The organism is Gracilibacillus kekensis (assembly GCF_900143085.1).
Lineage (GTDB): Bacteria > Bacillota > Bacilli > Bacillales > Amphibacillaceae > Gracilibacillus > Gracilibacillus kekensis.
The window spans coordinates 391,887-412,902 of record NZ_FRCZ01000001.1 but is presented as its reverse complement, the minus strand read 5'-3'; the positions used below and the strand labels follow the sequence as shown (position 1 = coordinate 412,902).

12 protein-coding genes are annotated in these 21,016 nt (G+C 36.3%); 11 read left to right on the top strand and 1 reads right to left on the bottom strand.

Annotated features, from left to right (window positions below):
- Positions 1 to 7 precede the first annotated feature (7 nt).
- The 7 genes from BUC25_RS01960 to BUC25_RS19250 all read left to right on the top strand — a co-directional run bounded on the left by BUC25_RS01960 (position 8) and on the right by BUC25_RS19250 (position 8,013).
- Positions 8 to 817, top strand: coding sequence for a MetQ/NlpA family ABC transporter substrate-binding protein (locus BUC25_RS01960; protein WP_073199158.1), 810 nt, complete (start codon positions 8 to 10; stop codon positions 815 to 817).
- Positions 817 to 2,256, top strand: a complete 1,440-nt coding sequence (locus BUC25_RS01955; RefSeq protein WP_073199156.1) for a CoA-acylating methylmalonate-semialdehyde dehydrogenase — start codon at positions 817 to 819, stop codon at positions 2,254 to 2,256. The genes BUC25_RS01960 and BUC25_RS01955 overlap by 1 nt, the downstream gene beginning before the upstream one ends.
- A 106-nt stretch (positions 2,257 to 2,362) precedes the next feature.
- Complete coding sequence (locus BUC25_RS01950) at positions 2,363 to 3,649, top strand: purine/pyrimidine permease (protein ID WP_139251748.1); 1,287 nt, start codon at positions 2,363 to 2,365, stop codon at positions 3,647 to 3,649.
- A gap of 146 nt (positions 3,650 to 3,795) precedes the next feature.
- Positions 3,796 to 4,989 (top strand): MFS transporter, encoded by a 1,194-nt coding sequence (locus tag BUC25_RS01945; RefSeq protein ID WP_073199153.1) that lies wholly within the window; start codon positions 3,796 to 3,798, stop codon positions 4,987 to 4,989.
- A gap of 94 nt (positions 4,990 to 5,083) precedes the next feature.
- Positions 5,084 to 5,470, top strand: coding sequence for an SMU1112c/YaeR family gloxylase I-like metalloprotein (gloA2, locus tag BUC25_RS01940; protein ID WP_073199151.1), 387 nt, complete (start codon positions 5,084 to 5,086; stop codon positions 5,468 to 5,470).
- A 95-nt stretch (positions 5,471 to 5,565) separates the two neighbouring features.
- Entirely contained in the window at positions 5,566 to 7,812 is a 2,247-nt protein-coding gene (locus BUC25_RS01935) for a putative bifunctional diguanylate cyclase/phosphodiesterase (RefSeq protein ID WP_170862624.1), read from the top strand.
- 42 nt (positions 7,813 to 7,854) lie between these two features.
- Positions 7,855 to 8,013 (top strand): hypothetical protein, encoded by a 159-nt coding sequence (locus tag BUC25_RS19250; RefSeq protein WP_170862623.1) that lies wholly within the window; start codon positions 7,855 to 7,857, stop codon positions 8,011 to 8,013.
- A gap of 74 nt (positions 8,014 to 8,087) precedes the next feature.
- Here the strand turns inward: BUC25_RS19250 and BUC25_RS01930 are convergent, their stop codons facing one another.
- Entirely contained in the window at positions 8,088 to 9,254 is a 1,167-nt protein-coding gene (locus tag BUC25_RS01930) for an SH3 domain-containing protein (protein ID WP_073199149.1), read from the bottom strand.
- Between the two features lie 200 nt (positions 9,255 to 9,454).
- Between BUC25_RS01930 and BUC25_RS01925 the strand changes: the two genes are divergently transcribed.
- The 4 genes from BUC25_RS01925 (at position 9,455) to BUC25_RS01910 (ending at position 20,818) form a co-directional block, all read left to right on the top strand.
- Positions 9,455 to 10,432, top strand: coding sequence for an NAD(P)H-quinone oxidoreductase (locus BUC25_RS01925; RefSeq protein ID WP_073199147.1), 978 nt, complete (start codon positions 9,455 to 9,457; stop codon positions 10,430 to 10,432).
- A 592-nt stretch (positions 10,433 to 11,024) separates the two neighbouring features.
- Positions 11,025 to 17,429, top strand: a complete 6,405-nt coding sequence (locus BUC25_RS01920) for a pullulanase (RefSeq protein ID WP_073199145.1) — start codon at positions 11,025 to 11,027, stop codon at positions 17,427 to 17,429.
- A gap of 767 nt (positions 17,430 to 18,196) precedes the next feature.
- Positions 18,197 to 19,033: a D-amino-acid transaminase gene (dat, locus tag BUC25_RS01915; protein WP_073200430.1), complete on the top strand. Its 837-nt coding sequence runs from the start codon at positions 18,197 to 18,199 to the stop codon at positions 19,031 to 19,033.
- A gap of 135 nt (positions 19,034 to 19,168) precedes the next feature.
- The gene (locus BUC25_RS01910; protein ID WP_073199143.1) at positions 19,169 to 20,818 is read left to right on the top strand and encodes an L-lactate permease; all 1,650 of its coding nucleotides are present in this window, start codon (positions 19,169 to 19,171) and stop codon (positions 20,816 to 20,818) included.
- The last annotated feature ends 198 nt before the right edge of the window (positions 20,819 to 21,016 follow it).

Sequence of the window (21,016 nt, the reverse complement as noted above, 5' to 3'; positions counted from 1 at the left end):
TAAAAAAATGAAAAAAGTAGTACTTTTGATGATATTAATTGGATTATTAGCAGCGTGTGGTTCTGATGATGGCAGTGCCTCTGGTGAAAAGAAAGAATTAGTGTTAGGAGGAACGATACCTTATAGTGATATGCTGGAAGAAGGGGTAAAACCTTACCTAGAAGAACAAGGATATACAGTAACCATTGAAGAGTTTAATGACTACGTGCAACCAAATAAAGCACTTGATAATGGTTCATTAGATGCAAACCTGTTTCAGCATCTTGTATATATGGAGGCATTTGCAGAAGAGAATGATATGGAATTATCGAGTGTAATCACAGTTCCAACAGCACCAATCGGTATTTATTCGAATGATTATGATAGTTTAGATGAAATAGAAGAAGGGAGTACGGTAGCGGTTGCCAATGATCCTACTAATCTTGCTAGAGGACTGACTGTATTAAGAGATAATGGTGTGATTGAGTTTAATGATGATGTCGATCCATTACGAGCTTCCGAAAAGGATATTACAAGTAATCCATTAAACTTACAATTTGAACCAGTCGAAGCAGCGCAATTACCTCGTACCTTGGATTCGGTAGATTTAGCTGCGATTAATGGTAATTTCGCGATTTCAGCAGGAATTGATTTAACCACCGCACTTGTACGTGACGAATTACCGGAAAATATTATTAATCGAGTCGTAGTAAAGACAGAAAACTTGGATGCTGCTTATGTGGAAGATATTAAAGAAGCGGTGGAATCAGATCACTTTAAAGAAGTTATCGAAGAACAGTTTCAAGGTTTTCATAAACCGGATTGGATGAGTGAATAATGGTACAGGCGTTACAGAATTTTATTAATGGAAAATGGCAAACAGCTACTACACATCATATACAAGAAGTCCCTAATCCAGCAACAGGAGAAATTTTAGCTAACGTTCCTATTTCTTCAAAAGTGGATGTAAACCAAGCGGTTATTAGTGCAAAAAGCGCTTTTAATAATTGGAAAAATACTCCGGTTCCAAAACGCGCACGCATTTTGTTTAAGTATCAACAGCTTTTACTGAACCATCAAGAAGAGTTAGCTGTAATCATTACGAAAGAAAACGGTAAAAGTTTAAAAGAAGCTTATGGAGAAGTGTTAAGGGGAATCGAGTGTGTTGAATTTGCAACAGGTGCTCCACAGTTGATGAAAGGTGAAACTTTATCAACGATTGCTAAAGATATAGATTCTGAAATGTTTCGCTATCCAGTAGGTGTAATAGGTGGAATTACACCATTTAATTTTCCGATGATGGTACCTTGCTGGATGTTTCCATTAGCGATTGCATGTGGAAATACGTTTGTATTAAAGCCTTCAGAAAAAACACCATTATTAGCGGTAAGACTTGTTGAACTATTACAAGAAGCAGGTCTGCCAGACGGTGTGTTAAATCTTGTCCATGGTGCCGAAGACGTCGTGAACGGATTCTTGGAACATGACGAAGTCGAAGCTATATCGTTCGTAGGCTCGCAGCCAGTTGCAGAGTATGTATATCAAACAGCTGCAAGGTATGGTAAACGGGTACAAGCATTAGCTGGGGCGAAAAATCACTCGATTGTCCTGGAAGATGCAGATTTAGATGCTTCTGTACAGCAAATTATGAATGCTGCCTTCGGATCTGCAGGTGAACGATGCATGGCATGCTCTGTCGTTGTAGCGGTGGAAGAGATTGCTGACACCTTAGTAGAAAAACTAGTTAGTGCTTCTGAACAAATCAACATCGGTAACGGATTAGATGAAAGTGTTTTTTTAGGACCAGTGATAAGAGAAGAACATAAGCAGCGGACCATCTCTTATATTGAAAAAGTGGTACAGGAAGGTGCGAATATTTGTTTAGACGGACGAACGTCAGAACAAACTGAAGGATTTTTTGTCGGACCAACGATTCTGGATAATGTGGAAACCACTATGAAGATTTGGCAAGATGAAATATTTGCACCTGTTTTATCTGTTGTAAGAGTTAAAAATTTAGAAGAAGCGATTGCGGTTTCCAATCAATCTGATTTTGCAAATGGAGCTTGTCTGTTTACCCGGGATGCTAAGAGTATTCGTACATTTCGTGAAGACATAGATGCAGGTATGCTTGGAGTGAATCTGGGAGTGCCTGCACCAATGGCATTTTTTCCGTTCTCTGGCAATAAAAAATCTTTTTACGGCGACCTTCATGTGAATGGAACAGATGGTGTTAACTTTTATACAAAGAAAAAAATGATTACCTCTAGATTTTAGAAAATACATTAACACCCGATAATTATAATTATTGGGTGATTTTGTTTGTATAAGTGTAAACTGATAGTATACTACTGAGTTAAATGACAGATTAGGAGCGTTTACTTTGCAAAATAAAAAAATAGTACAATTTTCGATGGAAACGATACAATGGTTCATCTTTTTATTAGCTAGTTCGGTGGCACTTCCGATTGTAGTTGGGGCTATATTTGAAATGAGCTTTTCCGAAGTAGCTGGGCTGATGCAACGGACTTTTTTTATAGTGGGACTTGCATCGTTGCTTCAGAGTATTATTGGTCATCGCATGCCAATTATGGAAGGCCCTGCCGGGATATGGATTAGTATATTTTCGGTAATGGCGGCAACAGGGTTACAAAATGGTACCTCCCTGGATGGAACCCTTCAGTTATTAGAAACCACGATGATCATAACAGGTGTTTTCTTATTCTTATTCGGTATTTTTAAAATATCTCAATATATATTACCTATTTTCACACCACTTGTGACGGGTACTTTTTTCTTTCTGTTAACCGTTCAATTGAGTGGAACTTTTTTGCAAGGAATGTTAGGGCTACAAGGTGATTCCGCTCATATTCAAGTAAAAGAAGCGTTAATAGCTACTTTTACTTTTATAGTTGTTCTGGGGTTATCGATTTTTGCGAAAGGATGGCTAAGCAGTTATTCCATGTTTTTGGGTATTTTATTTGGCTGGATTATATTTATTGTGGTTGAGGGACAAGCACCCGTGATTGGAAATGTTGCGTTGTTTGCACTACCACAAGTATTTGCATTTGGCGAGCCTGTTTTTGATTTGAGTGCTATTCCTATTGCATTTATAACAGCTATAATCTTGATTTCGAATGTTGTGGCATCGGTGGTTGCCGTTGATCAGACGTTAGGTAATACCGGAGGAGAGCGTAAAAAAGAAATTAATAGAGGAACGACAGTTTTTGGCATTAATCATGGTTTGTCAGGAATGTTTTCTTCGATTGCAAATGTCCCTTTGTCCACGTCTGCAGGTTTTATAGGACTAACAGGGCAAAAAAGAAAAAAACCTTTTGTCTATGCTTCTTTGTTATTAATGGTTATTGCCTTTTTTCCACCGATCGTTACTTATATTTCCAGTATCCCATCCCCAGTTGCCAATGCTGCTCTAATGGCTTCTTTTGTTCAGTTAGTTGGTTTAGCGATACGTAATGTTACTTTAGTACCGTTGGATAATCGAAGGGTTACGATTATTGGTATTGCCTATTTAATAGGAATGGGAACCATGTTCTTGCCAGCAGAAGTATTTTCAGAATTACCATTACTTGTACAAAATGTAATGAGCAATGGTCTATTAGTAGGCACAGCATTAGTAATAATTTTAGAACAAATCTGGAAGGAAAAATAGAAGTTAAATCCTATTCGCTTATACATTCATCATAGACAAAAATATCGCGAGTTGTGTAATGTATTTAATTCAAGCTACTTTTTAATATCAAGGATATAGGTTATAATATATTTCGTGTACCGAAGTATATAAAGGAGTCTTTCAGAATGGAACATCCACAAAGAGCAAAGGCATCAAATACAGACAGAATCTGGACAAAAGATTTTATATTCATTTGTATTGCTAATTTCTTTATTTTTTTAGGCTTTCAAATGACATTACCAACCATCCCATTATTCGTACAAGATCTTGGTGGCAGTGACCAGATGATTGGGATTATTACAGGTGTTTTTACATTTTCTGCTTTATTAGTAAGACCTAATGCAGGTCATGCATTGGAATCAATCGGACGTAAATTTGTATATTTATTAGGTTTGGCCATTTTTGTAATATCGGTCGGCTCTTTTGCTTTTATTGCAAGTGTCATTTTTTTATTTATAATGAGATTTGTTCAGGGAGTTGGCTGGGGTTATTCCACAACTGCTACTGGTACAATAGCAACAGACTTAATTCCTTCGAAGCGTCGTGGGGAAGGTATGGGTTATTTTGGCTTATCAGGTAATTTAGCTCTTGCCTTCGGTCCGTCATTAGGTTTATTTTTATATGGTTATATCTCCTTCACTTGGTTATTTTTAATTGCAGCTAGTTTAGGATTAGTAGCTTTACTGCTAGCAACACAAATTAATTACAAAAAAGTCGAAAAGCCGAGTGAAAAAGAGAGTAAAAAGAAATTTGATATATTTGAGAAATCAGCTATAGAACCATCGTTGTTATTATTTTTTATTACCACCACTTTTGGAGGAATTGCATCCTTCTTACCGTTATATACCGCGCAGGAAAATGTTGCTGGAATCGAATGGTACTTCTTGTTATTCGCTTTATTCTTAATGATATCACGGGCATTTGCAGGTAGGTTATACGACCGATATGGACATATATCTGTGTTTTTACCGGGAACCTTTTCGATTTTAATCGCTATGTTATTACTTGTCTGGTTACCTAATTCATTGATGTTATTTGTTGCTGCTTCCTTGTATGGCCTTGGTTTTGGTGCAGTACAACCTGCATTGCAGGCATGGGCAGTCGATAAAGCGGCAATGAATAGAAAGGGAATGGCTAACGCAACATTTTTCTCCTTTTTCGATCTAGGTGTGGGAACAGGAGCTATTGCTTTTGGTCAAATTGCCTTTCTCCTGGATTATAGTTATATTTATTTAGCTTCAGCTATTTCTGTCGTTTTTTCTATTTCATTGTATCTCTACCTTTTGATCTACCATAAAAAACATCCAGTTGGTTCATAATACATGATAAGCTCACAAATAAGAGCTTATCATGTATTTTAGTTTGTACTAATAAAAATGATAGAATAAGAGCAAGAAGAAGGAGGAGATTGTTGTGTTTTTAGGTGTTCATCATATCGCAATTATTTGTTCGGATTATCAAGAAGCTAAAGACTTTTACCTTAATAAATTGGGTTTTACATTTGTTCAGGAAACCTACCGAAAAGAGCGTGATTCCTATAAATTAGATCTCGCGCTGAATAATGAATATGTGATTGAATTGTTTTCGTTTCCCGTCTCTCCGCCACGTCCAAATTTTCCTGAAGCACAAGGGCTTCGTCATCTTGCTTTCACAGTAGAGGATATTGATGAAACAATAAAAGAACTTGCATTGAAAGGTATTGAGACAGAAGGAGTACGAATAGACCCCACCACAAAAAAGAGATTCACTTTTTTTCAGGATCCAGATCAATTACCGATCGAAATATATGAAAAAGGCTAAGGCTTCTACGAAAATAGTAAAATATGATTACGAATGTAGTAGAATATGATAAAATTGAACTAAACTATATGTAGTGAATGAAGGTAGGGATCCTGATGCATCCAGAAATGAAATCATTACTCTTTAAGTTGTTACTTGCAGGAATCATTTATTATATTCTTTTATTTCTCACACAAGGTTATGTATTCTTACGTTCGATAATGTCAATTGCAGGACCAGTAATTGCTGTATTGATTATTTTGCCATGGTTATGGTCAGCCTACCAGCAAACATCGACCAAACAAAAAAAATTTTGGCTTTTTATAGGGATCGCGATGACGATCTATATGTGTGCCAATGTGTTTTGGATAATAAACATTGTTGTTATGAATGTTTACGCGTATCCGACAATTTCTTTTGTACTATGGCTTGTATCCTATAGTCTATTTTTTGCAGCAGCTGTACATAAAATAAGAGTTATTGAAACAAGTATTTCGACAAGTCCCTATCTATTTAATATTTTTGTGTTTATGGTAATTGTTGTAGCGATAAGTATTCACTATCTTTTTGAACCTGTTATCTTTTTTTCGCATAATTCTGTATCGTTAACGGTAATTACGATCTTTTATCAAATTGTTTATTTGCTCCTTTTAGTGTCAATTACAACGTTGTATTATCTTAATTTATACAGCCGTGAAAAAAATGCCTTGTATTTCTTTATCGGGGGACTATTTTTCCAAGTTGTTGCACAATTACTATTAGTAGTAGTAGAAATGAAAGATTTAACAAACTTCCTACATTTTGTAGATGCCTTATGGTTGTTTTCATTTTTATTAATCGGTGGATCCGCCAAGCTGGCAACGGTAGACTCTATCGAAAATGATAAGAATCGCTTAAATACGATTTATTCAAAAGAAACGTATTTCCCTTATATTGGGGCGCTTCTTTTAATTATTTTAGTTTCCGAAAGCTATAATTGGGCATTGAATATGCTTAGTATTGCCCTCAGTGTCGTATTCACAATGATTGTAATCAGACAAATCATTATTTTGAATCACAATAACAAATTGGTGCGACAATATCGACATTTAGCATATCATGATTCTCTAACATTATTAAAGAATCGCACAAGTTATACAGAGGAATCACAAACTATTTTAAAAAAAGCAGAAGAAGATAATTTTTCTGTAGACGTATTATTATTGGACTTAGATCGATTTAAAAATGTAAATGACACTTTTGGCCATTATGCCGGTGACCACGTATTAAAAGAAGCAGCAAATAGGTTAAAGTGTATACTTAACGTTAATTGTGAAATTTATCGGGTTGGTGGTGATGAATTTATAATATTGTTACCACATGCTTCTACGGAAAATAGTAAGAATGTAGCAGAAACCATTATTTCTACTTTTTCTACCCCGTTTTCTGTACAACAGCATGAATTATTGATTACGCCTAGTATTGGTATTAGTTCGTATCCTAAGGATGCATTAACAGGGGAATTATTATTGACACATGCGGATGCGGCCATGTATCAGGCCAAAAAGCTGGGTAAAAACCGCTATTACTGTTTTGATGAAAACTTAAATGAACAATTACAACGCCGAATGACACTGGAAATTGATTTGGAAAAAGCGATAAGTGAAAATCAGTTATTTTTAGTTTTTCAACCAATCCACTGTTTGAATTCTGGTAATATAGATAAATTTGAAGCACTATTAAGGTGGAAACATCCGAGGTTAGGCATGATATCTCCAAATGAATTTATTACAATCGCAGAAGACACCGGTCAGATCAATAAGATAGGCAAATGGGTATTAAGGAAAGCTTGTAAAGAAACGAAAAAGCTTCAACAGAATGGATTGAACGGAATAGGAGTTGCAGTTAATGTATCTTCTAGGCAACTGGAGTCAAGCTTTATCACAATCGTAGAAGAGATATTAGAGAAAACAGGATTAGAGGCTAAATATTTAGAATTAGAAATCACAGAAAGCATCATGCAAAATATCGATACTTCGGTGCGAATGATACAGAATTTCCATGAACTAGGTGTAAAGATTGCAATCGATGATTTTGGTACTGGTTATTCTTCCTTATTTTTATTAAGAGATTTGCCAATCGATACGATTAAAATTGATAAAGCATTTATAGATGAGATAAACGACATTAAAAGTCAATCCATTGTAAAAACAATCATTGATATAGGTATGAATTTGGATTTAAGAGTTGTAGCAGAAGGGATAGAACATGATTGGCAAAAGGAAGCTTTGAACGATTTACAATGTGATTTTGGCCAAGGATACTTTTTCTCAAAACCGATACCATCAGACGAAATTATAATGAATTGGAACAGAGTATTTTAGAAGGTATAATGTAGATGCATTGTAAATAAGGAGGAAGATATTATGGGATTTATAAAAAAGTTATTTCAACCGAAAAAATGCGCGATGTGTGGTAAGAAACCGACCAATCCTACTTATTATTATAATGACGACGATGAAAAAGTACCTGTCTGTGATAAATGTGTGACATATGCAGAAAGACGGGCATATCGGAAAGTATAATATTAGTTTATAGATATGGATATTTTAAAAAAGATGCTGGAACGTCATCGCTTTGCTCCAGCATCCTTTTCAAATTAATAGTTACTTAATTCACTCTCAGGCGTTTGAATAATTACAGGTTTTTTATTTGGGTCAATCCATTTCAGAATATTGATCATGTTACTTTGAGATACACCGGTACATCCTAATGTATAATTGTTTGCAACATGAAAGAAAATGGCACTTCCTTTACCGGGAGTTTTATTCGTATTATAGTTAATAACAAAGCCATATGTATATGCTGAAATATCCATATTTTCAGCACTTTTCCACTGACCTTCAGTGTCTGATTTGGATTGCCATGAATTATATAAGGAAGAATTAGGATCATCAACCCAAACATCATCCGAATTTATTGCACGAAAAGGTAATTTTGTACCAGGATTTCCACTTCTACCAAAAGACGTTCCAATTGTATATTTTCCTGTTGGACTTTTACCGTCTCCTTCAACTTTATTACCACTAAATCCATTCTTACCAATATAGCCGTTTGTATTTAAGACTCTTTTCCAATGCCCGTTAGAATCTCGTTCAAACGTTTGTATTTTTGCGTGAATACTGTTGTATCCTTTGGAAGTAACTAAGATTAGCTGATTATTCTGGTCGACAGTAGACAACATCATGGCATCATTACTAGGGGTTTTCGGTTTCTTTTTAACTGGTTCTTTACTTTTTGTTTCTTTTTTTGTCTCTGTTACTGTGCTTTTATCGGTGGAGTTCTTGCTTTCATTGGCAACAGGCACTGTTTCCTTTTTTATAGGGATGTCTTTTAGATAACTTTTATTTACATAGGCAACGGTATCCTTAGTTTTTATTTGTACCCAACCATCTTGACCAGTTCCAGTTTCCGCTGCTATTTTTTGGTTTTCTGTTAATACTCCAGCTACTTCATATTGGGTGCCAGGCCCTATTCGCATATTTAATGATTCTACATGAACATACATATACTTAAAATCATTTGCGTTATACTCTTCATGATATACGGCTAATAGTTCATTTTCTTCATCTTTTTCTTGTGCAATACTTAAATTATCATCACTAGTCTTTTTTGTTTCTTTATGTGGTGAATTAATTCGTTTTGTTGGTAGGTCTTTTTCAAGTTCATTCGTCTTATTTAATTCATTTGGTGTGGCAGTCCATGTTTGATTGGAAGCATTATGTTCATTTAAAACAAATATTAATAGAAATGAAAAAATACACAAAATAGTAATTGAAATTATTACATTTTTTCTGAATATAGTAAAAACCTCCTAATTATAAATGTTGCGTTAATAGTAATATTATATCAATTTTGTTCTATAAATGTAAGTGTTTTGTCATGTCAAAGTAGGTAATTTAGTCTGTCTGTAGTGATTTAAATCGTATGTTAAAATAGTGTTATTGATAATAAGGAGGTAATTAGATGCGTGCTGTAATTGCGAAACAACCTGGTGGTCCAGAACAATTAGCCTACACAGAAATGGATGATCCGGTATTAAATACTGGTGAAATATTAATAGAAGTACATGCTACAACTGTGAACAGAACGGATATATTAAATCGGGAAGGGAAAACTGGTTATGCCCAAAATCCAATAATTGGTATAGAAGTGGCCGGTCTTGTAGCAGAAACAAACGGTAACAAGGAATTCTCAATCGGTGATCGGGTCATGGGCTTGGTAAATGGTGGGGCATATGCTGAAAAAGTAGCAATGCCTGCCAATCGCGCCATGCGGATCCCAGAATCGTTATCTTTTGAAGAAGCAGCGGCCATTCCCGAAGTCTTCTTAACTGCTTTCCAAACTTTATACTGGCTAGGTAACTTAAAAAAGCATGAAACAGTTCTTGTTCATGCTGGTGGGAGTGGAGTAGGTACCGCTGCTATTCAATTGGCAAAAAAATTATCACAAGCACAAGTGCTCACTACCGCTGGAACGGAAGAAAAATTGCAAGTATGTAAACAATTAGGTGCTGATGTCCTTATCAATTATAAATCAACTTCTTTTGATGAAAAGGTGCTAGAAGCAACTAATGAAAAAGGTGCTCATCTAATTTTAGACTTTATAGGTGCCAGTTACTGGAGTAAGAATTATCGTAGCGTTTCAACGGATGGTCGTTGGGTTCTAATTGGTGTATTAGGAGGAAGTACTGTAGAAAGCGTAAAATTAATGGATTTAATGGTGAAACGTATACAATTAACAGGCACCTTGTTAACTCCAAGAAGTGATCAATATAAAGCAGACCTGACAAAGGACTTTATGAAACGTACAAGTGCATTGTTTGAAAATAAATCGTTACTTCCGATCATTGATCAAATCTTTCCTATCGAAGAGGTTGCGAAAGCTCACCAACATATGGAGTCCAATAAAAATATAGGGAAAATTATATTAAAAGTTAAATAGGAAATGGAAGTAAAGAGGCTTAGTGAAACGATCGGGAAATAAATGTTTTTCCTAACTTATAGTGCGAACGATCCAATAGATATTGTTGCATAATACGAGGCTGTACAGATGATATAGACGGGCACACTACTTGGAGAAATAGTAAGAAACCCACTGAACTAAATACTAAACAATAAATTTAAGTAATCTGCAAGAAGAAGAGGAAAACTGCAAGAAGAACAGCCTCAAATGCAAGAAAGGAAAAATCCGAACTTGGTTCGGATTTTTCTACTATTATCCAATTACAATAGAACTTCTGGAACAGATCCCACCACGGACTGTTTTTACGTAACAATCACCAAAAGCTAAAAATTATGAACAAGCTTAGGCGTGAGTTACTGAATGTATCCTACGATGACAATGGAAGTATTTATATGATTTAAAAAGTGGTTGCGCTTTCAAAAATAATATTGTATATTAATAAAGAAAACGATTGCACAAATATAATTAAAATTATGTGCAATTTTTATTTTTAATATTAGTGCAAACGTTTTCTTAACTTTGCATAAATTTGCACGAAAGTTGCACAAATAATAAGGAGGGAAATGGTTGAATGAAGAAAGTAAAGCAAGCCTCAGTAGTTTTGATGATTGGTGTCATGTTCCTAAGTTTATTTTCTGGTTTAGCACCTGTTTATCATGTCTCAGCTGAACAAACAGAGCAAGAATCAGTAAATGAAGGTTTCTTAAGAATTCATTATGATAATGGAGATCATGATTTATCTGAAATTGGGGCATGGTTGTGGGGAGATGTTACATCACCTTCAGATGAAACAGGTGATTGGCCAAATGGTACCTGGTTTGAAGAAGGAGGCACAGACGATTATGGAGCCTATATTGATGTATCTGTAACAGAGGATGCAGAAACAATCGGTTTAAAGATTAATAACAAAGCTGGAGAGGATATCACAGAAGATATATCTATTGATATTTTATCAGATGAAATGAACGAAGTATGGCTTAGCACGGAAGGAAATGTTTATTATTATGAACCTGTTGAATTTGAGGAAGAAGTAGTACGCGTACATTTCCAAACAGACGACGCGTCATATGAACCATGGGGGCTATGGACGTGGGGTGATGTTGCCACACCTTCAAATGGTGAAAATTGGCCAATGGATGCACATCCCTTTTCTGATCAAATTGTAGGTAAATATGGTGCATATGTAGATATACCACTCAATGCTGACCCGGGAACGATTGGGTTTTTGCTAGTCGAACGTGTAGAAGAAAATATAGATCAATCTGGTGATCTTACTTTTGATGAGTTAGATCAGCATCGACAAATTTTCTTGAAAGAAGGACTTGAAGAAGTATTTACGAATCCTTATTTTGTTTCACCAGAAGAAGAAGAAGCACCTGATGAACAAGACGGGGAACATGATATAACAATACAAGGTCAAGTCAATAAGTCATTTAACTATAATGAGCATACAGTATTGTCTGTTGATATTACAAATAATTCGGAAATGGATATCCATTCTATCTATGCAGACACGACTGCTTTGGGTGGAACAGATCGGCTAAATATCTCACCAGAGTTAAACGAAGTAACATTATCTGTAAAGCATGATATAACACCAGGTGAGAAAATAATTCCTGTCACTGCAGTGGATGCGGAAGGTGGTACATATACAACGGAAGTGACTGCAACGGTATCGCCTCGAGAAATAGGTGACAATACGACAGACTGGGATGAGTCAATTATATACTTTATGTTAACCGATCGATTCTATGATGGTGATCCCTCCAATAATGATCCATATGATTTGAATTACGAAGATTATGATAATCCTCGTGGTACTTATCAAGGTGGTGACTTTAAAGGGGTAACAGAGCAATTGGACTATTTAGATGAGCTTGGTGTCAATACAATCTGGATTACACCAATAGTGGAGAATGTCGGGTATGACGTAAATTATAATGCTTCAGAAGGATCTTATTTTGCTTACCATGGTTATTGGGCAAAAGATTTTGAAGAATTGAATCCGCATCTTGGGACACTAGATGAATTTCATACATTAATCGATGCAGCAGCAGAACGTGAAATCAAGATTATGGCTGATGTTGTATTAAATCATACCGGGTATGGATTAAAAACAGAGGATGCTTTGGATATGGAAGTGCCAGATGGTTATCCGACAGACGAAGATCGCTCACGATTTGAGGGAATGCTTCGTGATAAGTCAGGTTCTGGAGATGAAGGTATGGAATTGTCTGGTCTTCCAGATTTTATAACGGAAGAATCGAGTATCCGTGAAGAATTGGTTGTATGGCAAAAGAGCTGGGTAGAAAAGTCAACAACAGCTAATGGAAATTCACTAGCTTCCTACAGGATAGATACGGTTAAACATGTGGATGGAACGACATGGCAGCATTTTCGTAATGAATTAACAAAAATCAAACAAGACTTCCAATTAATTGGTGAAGCTTGGGGTGCTGGTAAATCTGATGACCAAGGATATCTAAATTCAGGAATGATGGACTCCCTGTTAGATTTTGAATTTAAGGAAACGGCAAAACATTTTGTCAATGGTAGCTTAGAAAGTGCAAATGAAGCTTTAATGGTACGTAATGATAGTATAGATACTGCAGGATTACTTGGACAATTTTTAGGCAGCCACGATGAAGATGGTTTTTTATACAGTCTTAACGGTGATGAAGGGAAATTCAAAGTGGCATCATCCTTGCAAATGACGGCAAAAGGTCAACCTGTCATTTATTATGGTGAAGAGTTGGGGCAATCCGGTGCAAATAACTGGCCTGAATATGACAATCGCTATGACTTAGACTGGAACAATATAGAAGATAATGACATTTTACAACATTATCAGAAAGTAATAGATTTTCGAAATAACTTTTCGGATATTTTCGCCAAAGGTTCCAGACAGAAATTGGCAGGGTCTGATCAAGATCAATATTTGATGTTCGAACGATCCTTCCAAAATGAAAATATTTATGTAGCTCTAAATGTGGCAGAATCAAAACAAACGATTACCGTAAATGTCGAAAATGAAGATGTTACCATAACAGATCACTATCAAGAGATTACTTATGAAGCAAACACAACAGGAGAAGGAAATCATCAAATTACGATAAAACTGCCAGCCAAATCAGATGGTGGTACAGCATTGTTAACGACTTCAGATGGAGATATATTATCTGAAGCAGAAAATGTGGAGTTACCTGATGTAGCGGAAATACCAGATAACCATCTTCGTGTTCATTTCCCGGGAAATGAACATGATTTTGACGAATTAGGGCTATGGGTATGGGAAGATGTCGTATCTCCTTCTGAAACATTAGGGGAATGGCCAAATGCTGCACTTGCTTTTGATAAGCAGAACCAAACAGAGTATGGGCGATTTGTTGATATCGAAATGAGTGAAAATCCTGAGAAAATTGGCTTTCTTATAAATCATACAAATGGCGATAATCTATCAGGCGATATCTTTGTCGATATCTTGTCACCAGAGATGAATGAAATTTGGTTGAATGATAATTATGAGGTCTATTTATATCCACCATTGAATAAAGAAGATGGAAAGCTTCGTGTGAATTTTTATCAGGAGGATTCATCTTATAATAATGTTGGGCTATGGACATGGGGAAATGTCGCCGAAGCTACAACCGATTGGCCTAATGGAGCCCATTTCCTATCTGATCAAAGATTAGGTTTGAAAGGGTCATATTTTGACCTGCCGTTAGCAGAGGATCCTAATTTAATAAATTTCTTGTTTTTGAATAATGAAACAGGATGGCACTCAGGGGATCTATCCTTCGATGATTTAAATGAACATACCCAAATCTTTGTCCGTAGTGGAGATGATACGGTATATACCAATCCTTACTTTGTAAAGGAAGAAGGATTATTATATGGTGAGGTGATCTCTGATCAAAAACTGGAACTTAGATTCAACTCTGTAGCAGAACTTGATGAAGAGGTTCTCCCCGGGGAAATAGAAGTTAGGGATAAAGAAGGAAACAAAATAGAATTTACTTCTCTCTCAATTTCAAACGAAAACCATACGGTAACGATTGACGGCTCGTTTGCTTTAGAAAAAGCGCCTTTTACAATTACACATAATGGAAGAGAAGTAATAGCTGATATCGGCTGGAGATTAAAAGATGAAATGTATGGTTATGATGGTGATCTTGGACTGACTTTACATGATGAATCACATGCTACATTGAAGTTGTGGTCACCTAGTGCAGACAAAGTTTCGGTCATACTTTATGATAAAAATGATCAGGAGCAGATTGTGAAAGATAATATTGAAATGGTAAAAGGTGATAAAGGAGTATGGCAAGCAGATTTAAGCAAGGAAACGACAGGGTTAGATAATATTACGGGTTATTATTATCATTTTGCCATTGAACGGGAGGGAGAAACCGTTCTTGCGTTAGATCCTTACGCAAAATCAATGGCAGCATGGAATAGTGATAACCAGGAACACAGTGTAGGAAAAGCTGCCATAGTTGATCCAGGAGCGATTGGGCCCGAATTAGAGTATGCAAATATCGAGGGATTCAAAAAACGAGAAGATGCGATTATTTATGAAATTCATGTTCGCGATTTTACTTCAGATCCTTCTATCGATGAAGATTTAGAAGCTGAATTTGGGACATTTGCATCTTTTGTTGAAAAATTAGACTATATTGAGGACTTAGGTGTCACACATGTTCAATTGCTACCTGTGATGAGTTATTATTTTGCAAATGAACAAAACAAAGGGGATAGATTATTAGATTGGTCTGCTTCTGAAAATAATTATAACTGGGGCTATGATCCCCAAAGCTATTTTTCGTTAACTGGTATGTATTCAGAAGATCCGAATGATCCAGCAAAACGAATCGAAGAATTTAAAAATCTGATTGATGAAATTCATAGTCGTGATATGGGAGTAATTCTAGATGTCGTATACAATCATACAGCTCAGGTCCATTTGTTTGAAGATTTAGAGCCGAATTATTATCATTTTATGAATGCAGACGGAAGTTCTCGTGAAAGCTTTGGTGGTGGTCGTCTAGGTACGACGCATAAAATGGCAAGACGTATATTAGTTGACTCTGTTAAATATTGGGTCGATGAATTTAAGGTCGATGGATTTCGTTTTGATATGATGGGGGATCATGATGCGGAAAGTATCCAACTAGCTTATGATGAAGCAAAAGCATTAAATCCAAATATTATCATGATTGGTGAGGGCTGGAGAACATTTGCGGGAGATGAAAATTATCCAGATGTACAACCAGCAGATCAAGACTGGATGGAGCATACCGATAGTGTAGCTTCGTTCTCTGATGAGTTCCGGAACGAACTGAAATCAGGATTTGGCAGTGAGGGCCAACCTCGATTTATAACAGGTGGAGCTCGAAGTATTGAAACTATTTTTAATAATGTGACGGCTAATCCAGGTAACTTTACAGCAGATGATCCTGGAGACGTTGTCCCATATATTGCCGCACACGATAATTTAACATTACATGATGTGATTGCACAATCGATCAAAAAAGATCCAAAAGATCATGCAGAAGAAATTCACCAACGTATTCGATTAGGAAATTTAATGGTGTTGACTTCACAAGGTACGCCATTTATTCATGCCGGACAAGAATATGGACGAACAAAGCAATTCAGAGATGAGGAATATAAAACTGAAGTAACTGAAGCTCCTTATAAGTCTACGTTCTTAACGGATGAAAATGGGGTACCCTTTGAGTATCCATATTTTATTCATGATTCCTATGATGCAACAGATGCAATTAACATGTTTGATTGGGAAAAAGCTACTAATTCACAAGAATATCCGATTGAGACTAAGACCCTTGCCTATACAAAAGGATTAATTGAATTAAGACGTTCTACTGATGCATTCCGATTAGCTACGATGGAGGACGTAAAAGAAAAAGTAACACTAGTAGAGGCACCAGAAATTGCGGATGAAGATTTAATCATAGGCTATCGAGCTGAAAATTCAACATCAGATGAAGTTTATTATGTTTTTGTTAATGCAGACAACCAAACCAGAAACCTCTCTTTGGCTGAAGATTTAACTAGTGGTGAAGTAGTAGTTGACGGTAATCAGGCAGGTGTAGCTGAAATTGAACAACCTCAAGGTGTGTCCATAACTGAGACTGGATTAGAAATAGACGCACTAACCTCTGTTGTGATTCGTATAGCTGATAAAACAGAACAGCCCGATGAAGAAAAACCGAAAAATCCAGATACAGATGAGGATTCAGAAGAAAAACCTGTGGATCCTGGAAAAGGGAAGAAACAAAAACCATCCATCCCAGGAAATCCTGGTAAAGAGATCCGCATTCCTAAACATGCCTTTGAAAAAGCACTAGGCTTAAAGAAAGTTTTTGTGGAAGCATCTGAAGAAGAAGATAAAGAAGATCGAATTAGTGTATTGTTATCCAAAGAAGAAATAGAAAAGTATGATGATCTGCCTTTAGTGGTAAAACGAGATGGTGTGCAAGTCTCCCTTCCTCTCCAAAACGCAAATGGAAAAGGGATTCGGTTAGGAATAGAAAGAAAAAATGTACCAATGGAATTAGAAGACGGCGTGCAGTTAGTTAGCCCTGTCTTTTCCTTCGATGTTACAGATGAGGATGGGAAGGCAATTTCAACCTTTGACCCACCTGTCACACTTCGTTTTAATGTGGAGAGTAGTTTAATAGGAGATCCCTCAAAACTAAGAGGCATGTATTTAGCTGATGATGGAAGTTTTAAATATTATGAAGGGACTTATAATGAACAGGATAGTACTTTTACCTTTGATGTAGATCATTTTAGTACGTTTACGGTGGTGGAAGTAGAGCAAGACATACTAGAAAGTGAAAATGAATCAAAGTTACCAGATACAGCAACAAATATGTACATGTATTTGGCAATTGGTTTAATAATGCTGGTCATAGCTGGTGGTATTCTCATTATTAAACGCAGGAACTGAATTTTCTAATAGGCGCTTTGGACAAAAGAATAGTATAATAAGAAAAATCCAAACGATTCAAATAAACAGTCGAATCGTTTGGATTTCAATGTGTATTAGGATGAAACTGTGCAATAACTGAAGTGGTAATTATGAGATTTTATATATGCTTTGCAACCGCTACGGCTTGCCCGTTTCCCTTTCCGCGGGTTTTTACCCTAAGCTAACTTTTTAAGCAAAATTCGCTTAAAAAGTGGATCTTAGGATAAAAATATCCCGCAGGAGTGAAAACGGACGCCTTCGCTCTAAATGGATACTACAACTGTTGTCACAGCTTTTATTTTGACCTTTCTATAGTATTTTATCTGCATTTTGCATAGTGTCATTATTTAAACTCATGCATCAATTGTAGCGCTATAACTAGCGTAGGCGTTCGCTTCCACTCCTATGGGAATCGTTTTTCCTGAAGATCCACTTTTCCATGCGGTTTTTGCTTGGAAAAGTTAGCTGAAGTGAAAACCCCATGGAAAGGGAAGCGAACAAGTCGTAGCGGTAGTTACGCACAAATTTACTGTCAAAATGACTACATCATTTATAGCGTAGTAGCCTGTTATTACACAACAGTATATATAGTCGTACGTGTTTGAAATTAAGAAAAATAGAGTATTTCTCTTTTTTTTCTTTTGGTTAACATTCATATAATAAGAAAAGAGTAGAAATTTCCTGGTATTTTGGTACATATGATAAAATGAGGAACAAAACAAGGGGGAAGTAAAGTGACTAATTACATGTTGTGGAATCATGAAATAATAGAACGGACAAAAGATAATGCGATGATTTCGTTAGAAGACAGAGGTTATCAATTTGGTGACGGAGTATATGAAGTCATTCGGATATATGATGGCCGTTTTCACTCACTGAAATGGCATCTAGATCGATTAGATTATTCAATGCGTGAATTGGGAATCCAACCACCTTTCGATAGATCAGCGTTAATAGCTGATTTACAAGCACTAATTGAAAAAAATCAGTTCCATGATGATGGGAAACTGTACCTTCAGGTTACAAGAGGTCTGCAACCTAGAGATCATGTTTATCAATCCGATCTGGATGCGATATATTACGCTACAATTGATCGATTTGATAAACCTTTTCAAATGTGGGAACAGGGAGTTAAAGTGACATTACAGGAAGACATCCGTTGGCTTCGTTGCGATATCAAATCGTTAAATCTGCTAGGTAATGTAATAGCCAAAACAAAAGCCCAAAGCGCGGGGTATTATGAACCGTTATTGCATAGAGATGGAATTATTCGAGAATGCGGAGCATCCAATTTCTTTATGGTTCAGGATGGCAAGTTATTGACCCATCCGTTAAATCATTTGATACTTGGCGGTATGACACGAAAAAAGGTATTGAAACTAGCGGGTGAATTAAATATAGAAGTGGAAGAAAAGGAATTTCCAGTAGAAGCATTAGAGGATGCGGATGAATGCTTTTTGACAGCAACACCACTCGAAGTTGTGCCAATTGTTCAAATCGATCAACAATCACTACCAATAGGACCAATCACCAAAAAACTGCAACAGTATTACCGGGAAAGTGTAATAAAAGATCTATACTGAAGTCTACTATGATAATATTTTTATAAGTTAGTTTAAAGCAGTAAAAAAAGTTTTATAATATGTGAAATGATTCACAATTAAAACAGATTTTGTGATACAATAAGTTTATTAAGAAATAAATGGAGTGTGTGTAACATGATGACATTAGTAGCATTAACACCTATTTTAGCCGTTTTTTTATTTTTGGTCTTATTAAGAATGCCTGCGATGAAAGCGATGCCGATTAGTTTAGCTGTGACTGCTATTCTAGCTTTCTATTATTGGAAAGTGCCTTTCGTACAAATTACTGCTTCTGTTTTTGAAGGAATATTAATTGGTATTTCGATTCTTTATATTGTATTTGGGGCTATCCTTCTTTTGAATACATTACAAAAAAGTGGTGCTATCGATACCATTCGAAAATTTTACATGGGCGTAACTCCTGACCGTCGTGTGCAGGTAATTATAATTGCCTGGCTGTTTGGAGCTTTTATCGAAGGAGCTGCCGGATTTGGTACTCCTGCTGCGATTGTCGCACCATTACTTGTTGTTCTCGGCTTCCCGCCATTGGCCGCTGTTGTTTTGGCATTAATTGCCGATAGCAGCCCAGTATCTTTCGGTGCTGTAGGTACGCCAATTATTGTAGGAGTGGAGCAGGGATTAATGGAAGGCGGTAGTGTTGCGTCACTGGTTTCTGTGTTTTTAGGTGACATGTCGATTGGTGCATATATGAAAGTAATCGCCAGTCAGGTGATGCAATTCGATTTAATTACAGGTACGTTAATGCCACTCATTATGGTTGTTCTTTTAACCCGCTTCTTTGGCGAAAGCAAATCATGGATGGATGGCTTAAAAGTGTGGCCATTTGCTATTTTTGCAGGTCTGAGTTTTACTGTTCCTGCCTTTATTGTAGCCACTTTTATTGGACCAGAGTTTCCTTCTATTATTGGTGGGCTTTTCGGTTTGGTCATTGTCCTATTAGCTGTAAAAAAAGGTTTTCTTATGCCGAAGACAACATGGGATTTTGCTGATCGTGAGAAATGGCCGAAAGAATGGTTAGGTAATTTACCTATTGCAAAAGAAGAAACAAGGAAGAAAATGTCATTATGGAAAGCATGGGTCCCCTATCAGTTGTTAGGTCTTCTGCTGATTTTAACAAGATTAGAAGTTTTACCTTTAAAAGACTGGTTAACCAGCGTCAAAATGGGCTGGGAAAACATTTTAGGAACTTCTATTTCAGCCATTTTTGAACCATTATACTTACCAGGAACGGTATTCATCATCGTGGTTATTATTACTTTTTTCTATCATAAAATGAGTATGAAAGAGTTAACAAGTGCTCTATCCACTTCAGGGAAAACTTTAATTGGAACGGCAATTACGCTGTTTACTGCTGTCCCGATGGTCCGTATTTTCATTAACTCTGGTTTAAATGATGCTGGACTTGAAAGTATGCCTGTTGAATTAGCTTATCAAGCTTCTGAATTATTGGGTAGTAGCTGGCCTGTCATGGCACCTTTTATCGGAGCATTGGGCTCCTTTATTTCGGGTAGTGCTACTTTTAGTAATATGATGTTTTCATTGTTTCAATTTTCAGTAGCAGATCAAGTAGGATTGGATCCTACTACCATTATCGGCTTACAAGTAATGGGCGCAAATGCTGGTAATATGATTTGTGTTGTCAATGTGGTCGCAGCTGCTTCAGTTGTGGGATTGGTAGGTAAAGAGGGTCTTATTATTCGAATGACTTTAATACCAATGATCATCTATGCGGTGATTGCCGGATTACTCGGAATGTTTTTTTAGAAAAGAGTTTTAATATGAATCTAATATAAACACTATCATATATAAGATTTGCGAATATATACCTTGAGTTGAACTGATTTATGGCAACGGTAGTGAACTATACAATGTTGTTCCTTACATTACTTGTTTCTTTCAACATGTGTCAACTATAAACCGACACAACGAATGGAAAGTAGTGGGAAATAATGTAGCAACAAA

Bases quoted from the DNA above. Each gene is read 5' to 3' on its own strand.
- BUC25_RS01945 (WP_073199153.1), top strand. From the start codon at position 3,796: ATGGAACATCCACAAAGAGCAAAGGCATCAAATACAGACAGAATCTGG.
- BUC25_RS01920 (WP_073199145.1), top strand. From the start codon at position 11,025: ATGAAGAAAGTAAAGCAAGCCTCAGTAGTTTTGATGATTGGTGTCATG.
- BUC25_RS01935 (WP_170862624.1), top strand. From the start codon at position 5,566: ATGCATCCAGAAATGAAATCATTACTCTTTAAGTTGTTACTTGCAGGA.
- BUC25_RS01925 (WP_073199147.1), top strand. From the start codon at position 9,455: ATGCGTGCTGTAATTGCGAAACAACCTGGTGGTCCAGAACAATTAGCC.
- BUC25_RS01960 (WP_073199158.1), top strand. From the start codon at position 8: ATGAAAAAAGTAGTACTTTTGATGATATTAATTGGATTATTAGCAGCG.
- BUC25_RS19250 (WP_170862623.1), top strand. From the start codon at position 7,855: ATGGGATTTATAAAAAAGTTATTTCAACCGAAAAAATGCGCGATGTGT.
- BUC25_RS01955 (WP_073199156.1), top strand. From the start codon at position 817: ATGGTACAGGCGTTACAGAATTTTATTAATGGAAAATGGCAAACAGCT.
- dat (WP_073200430.1), top strand. From the start codon at position 18,197: ATGTTGTGGAATCATGAAATAATAGAACGGACAAAAGATAATGCGATG.
- BUC25_RS01910 (WP_073199143.1), top strand. From the start codon at position 19,169: ATGATGACATTAGTAGCATTAACACCTATTTTAGCCGTTTTTTTATTT.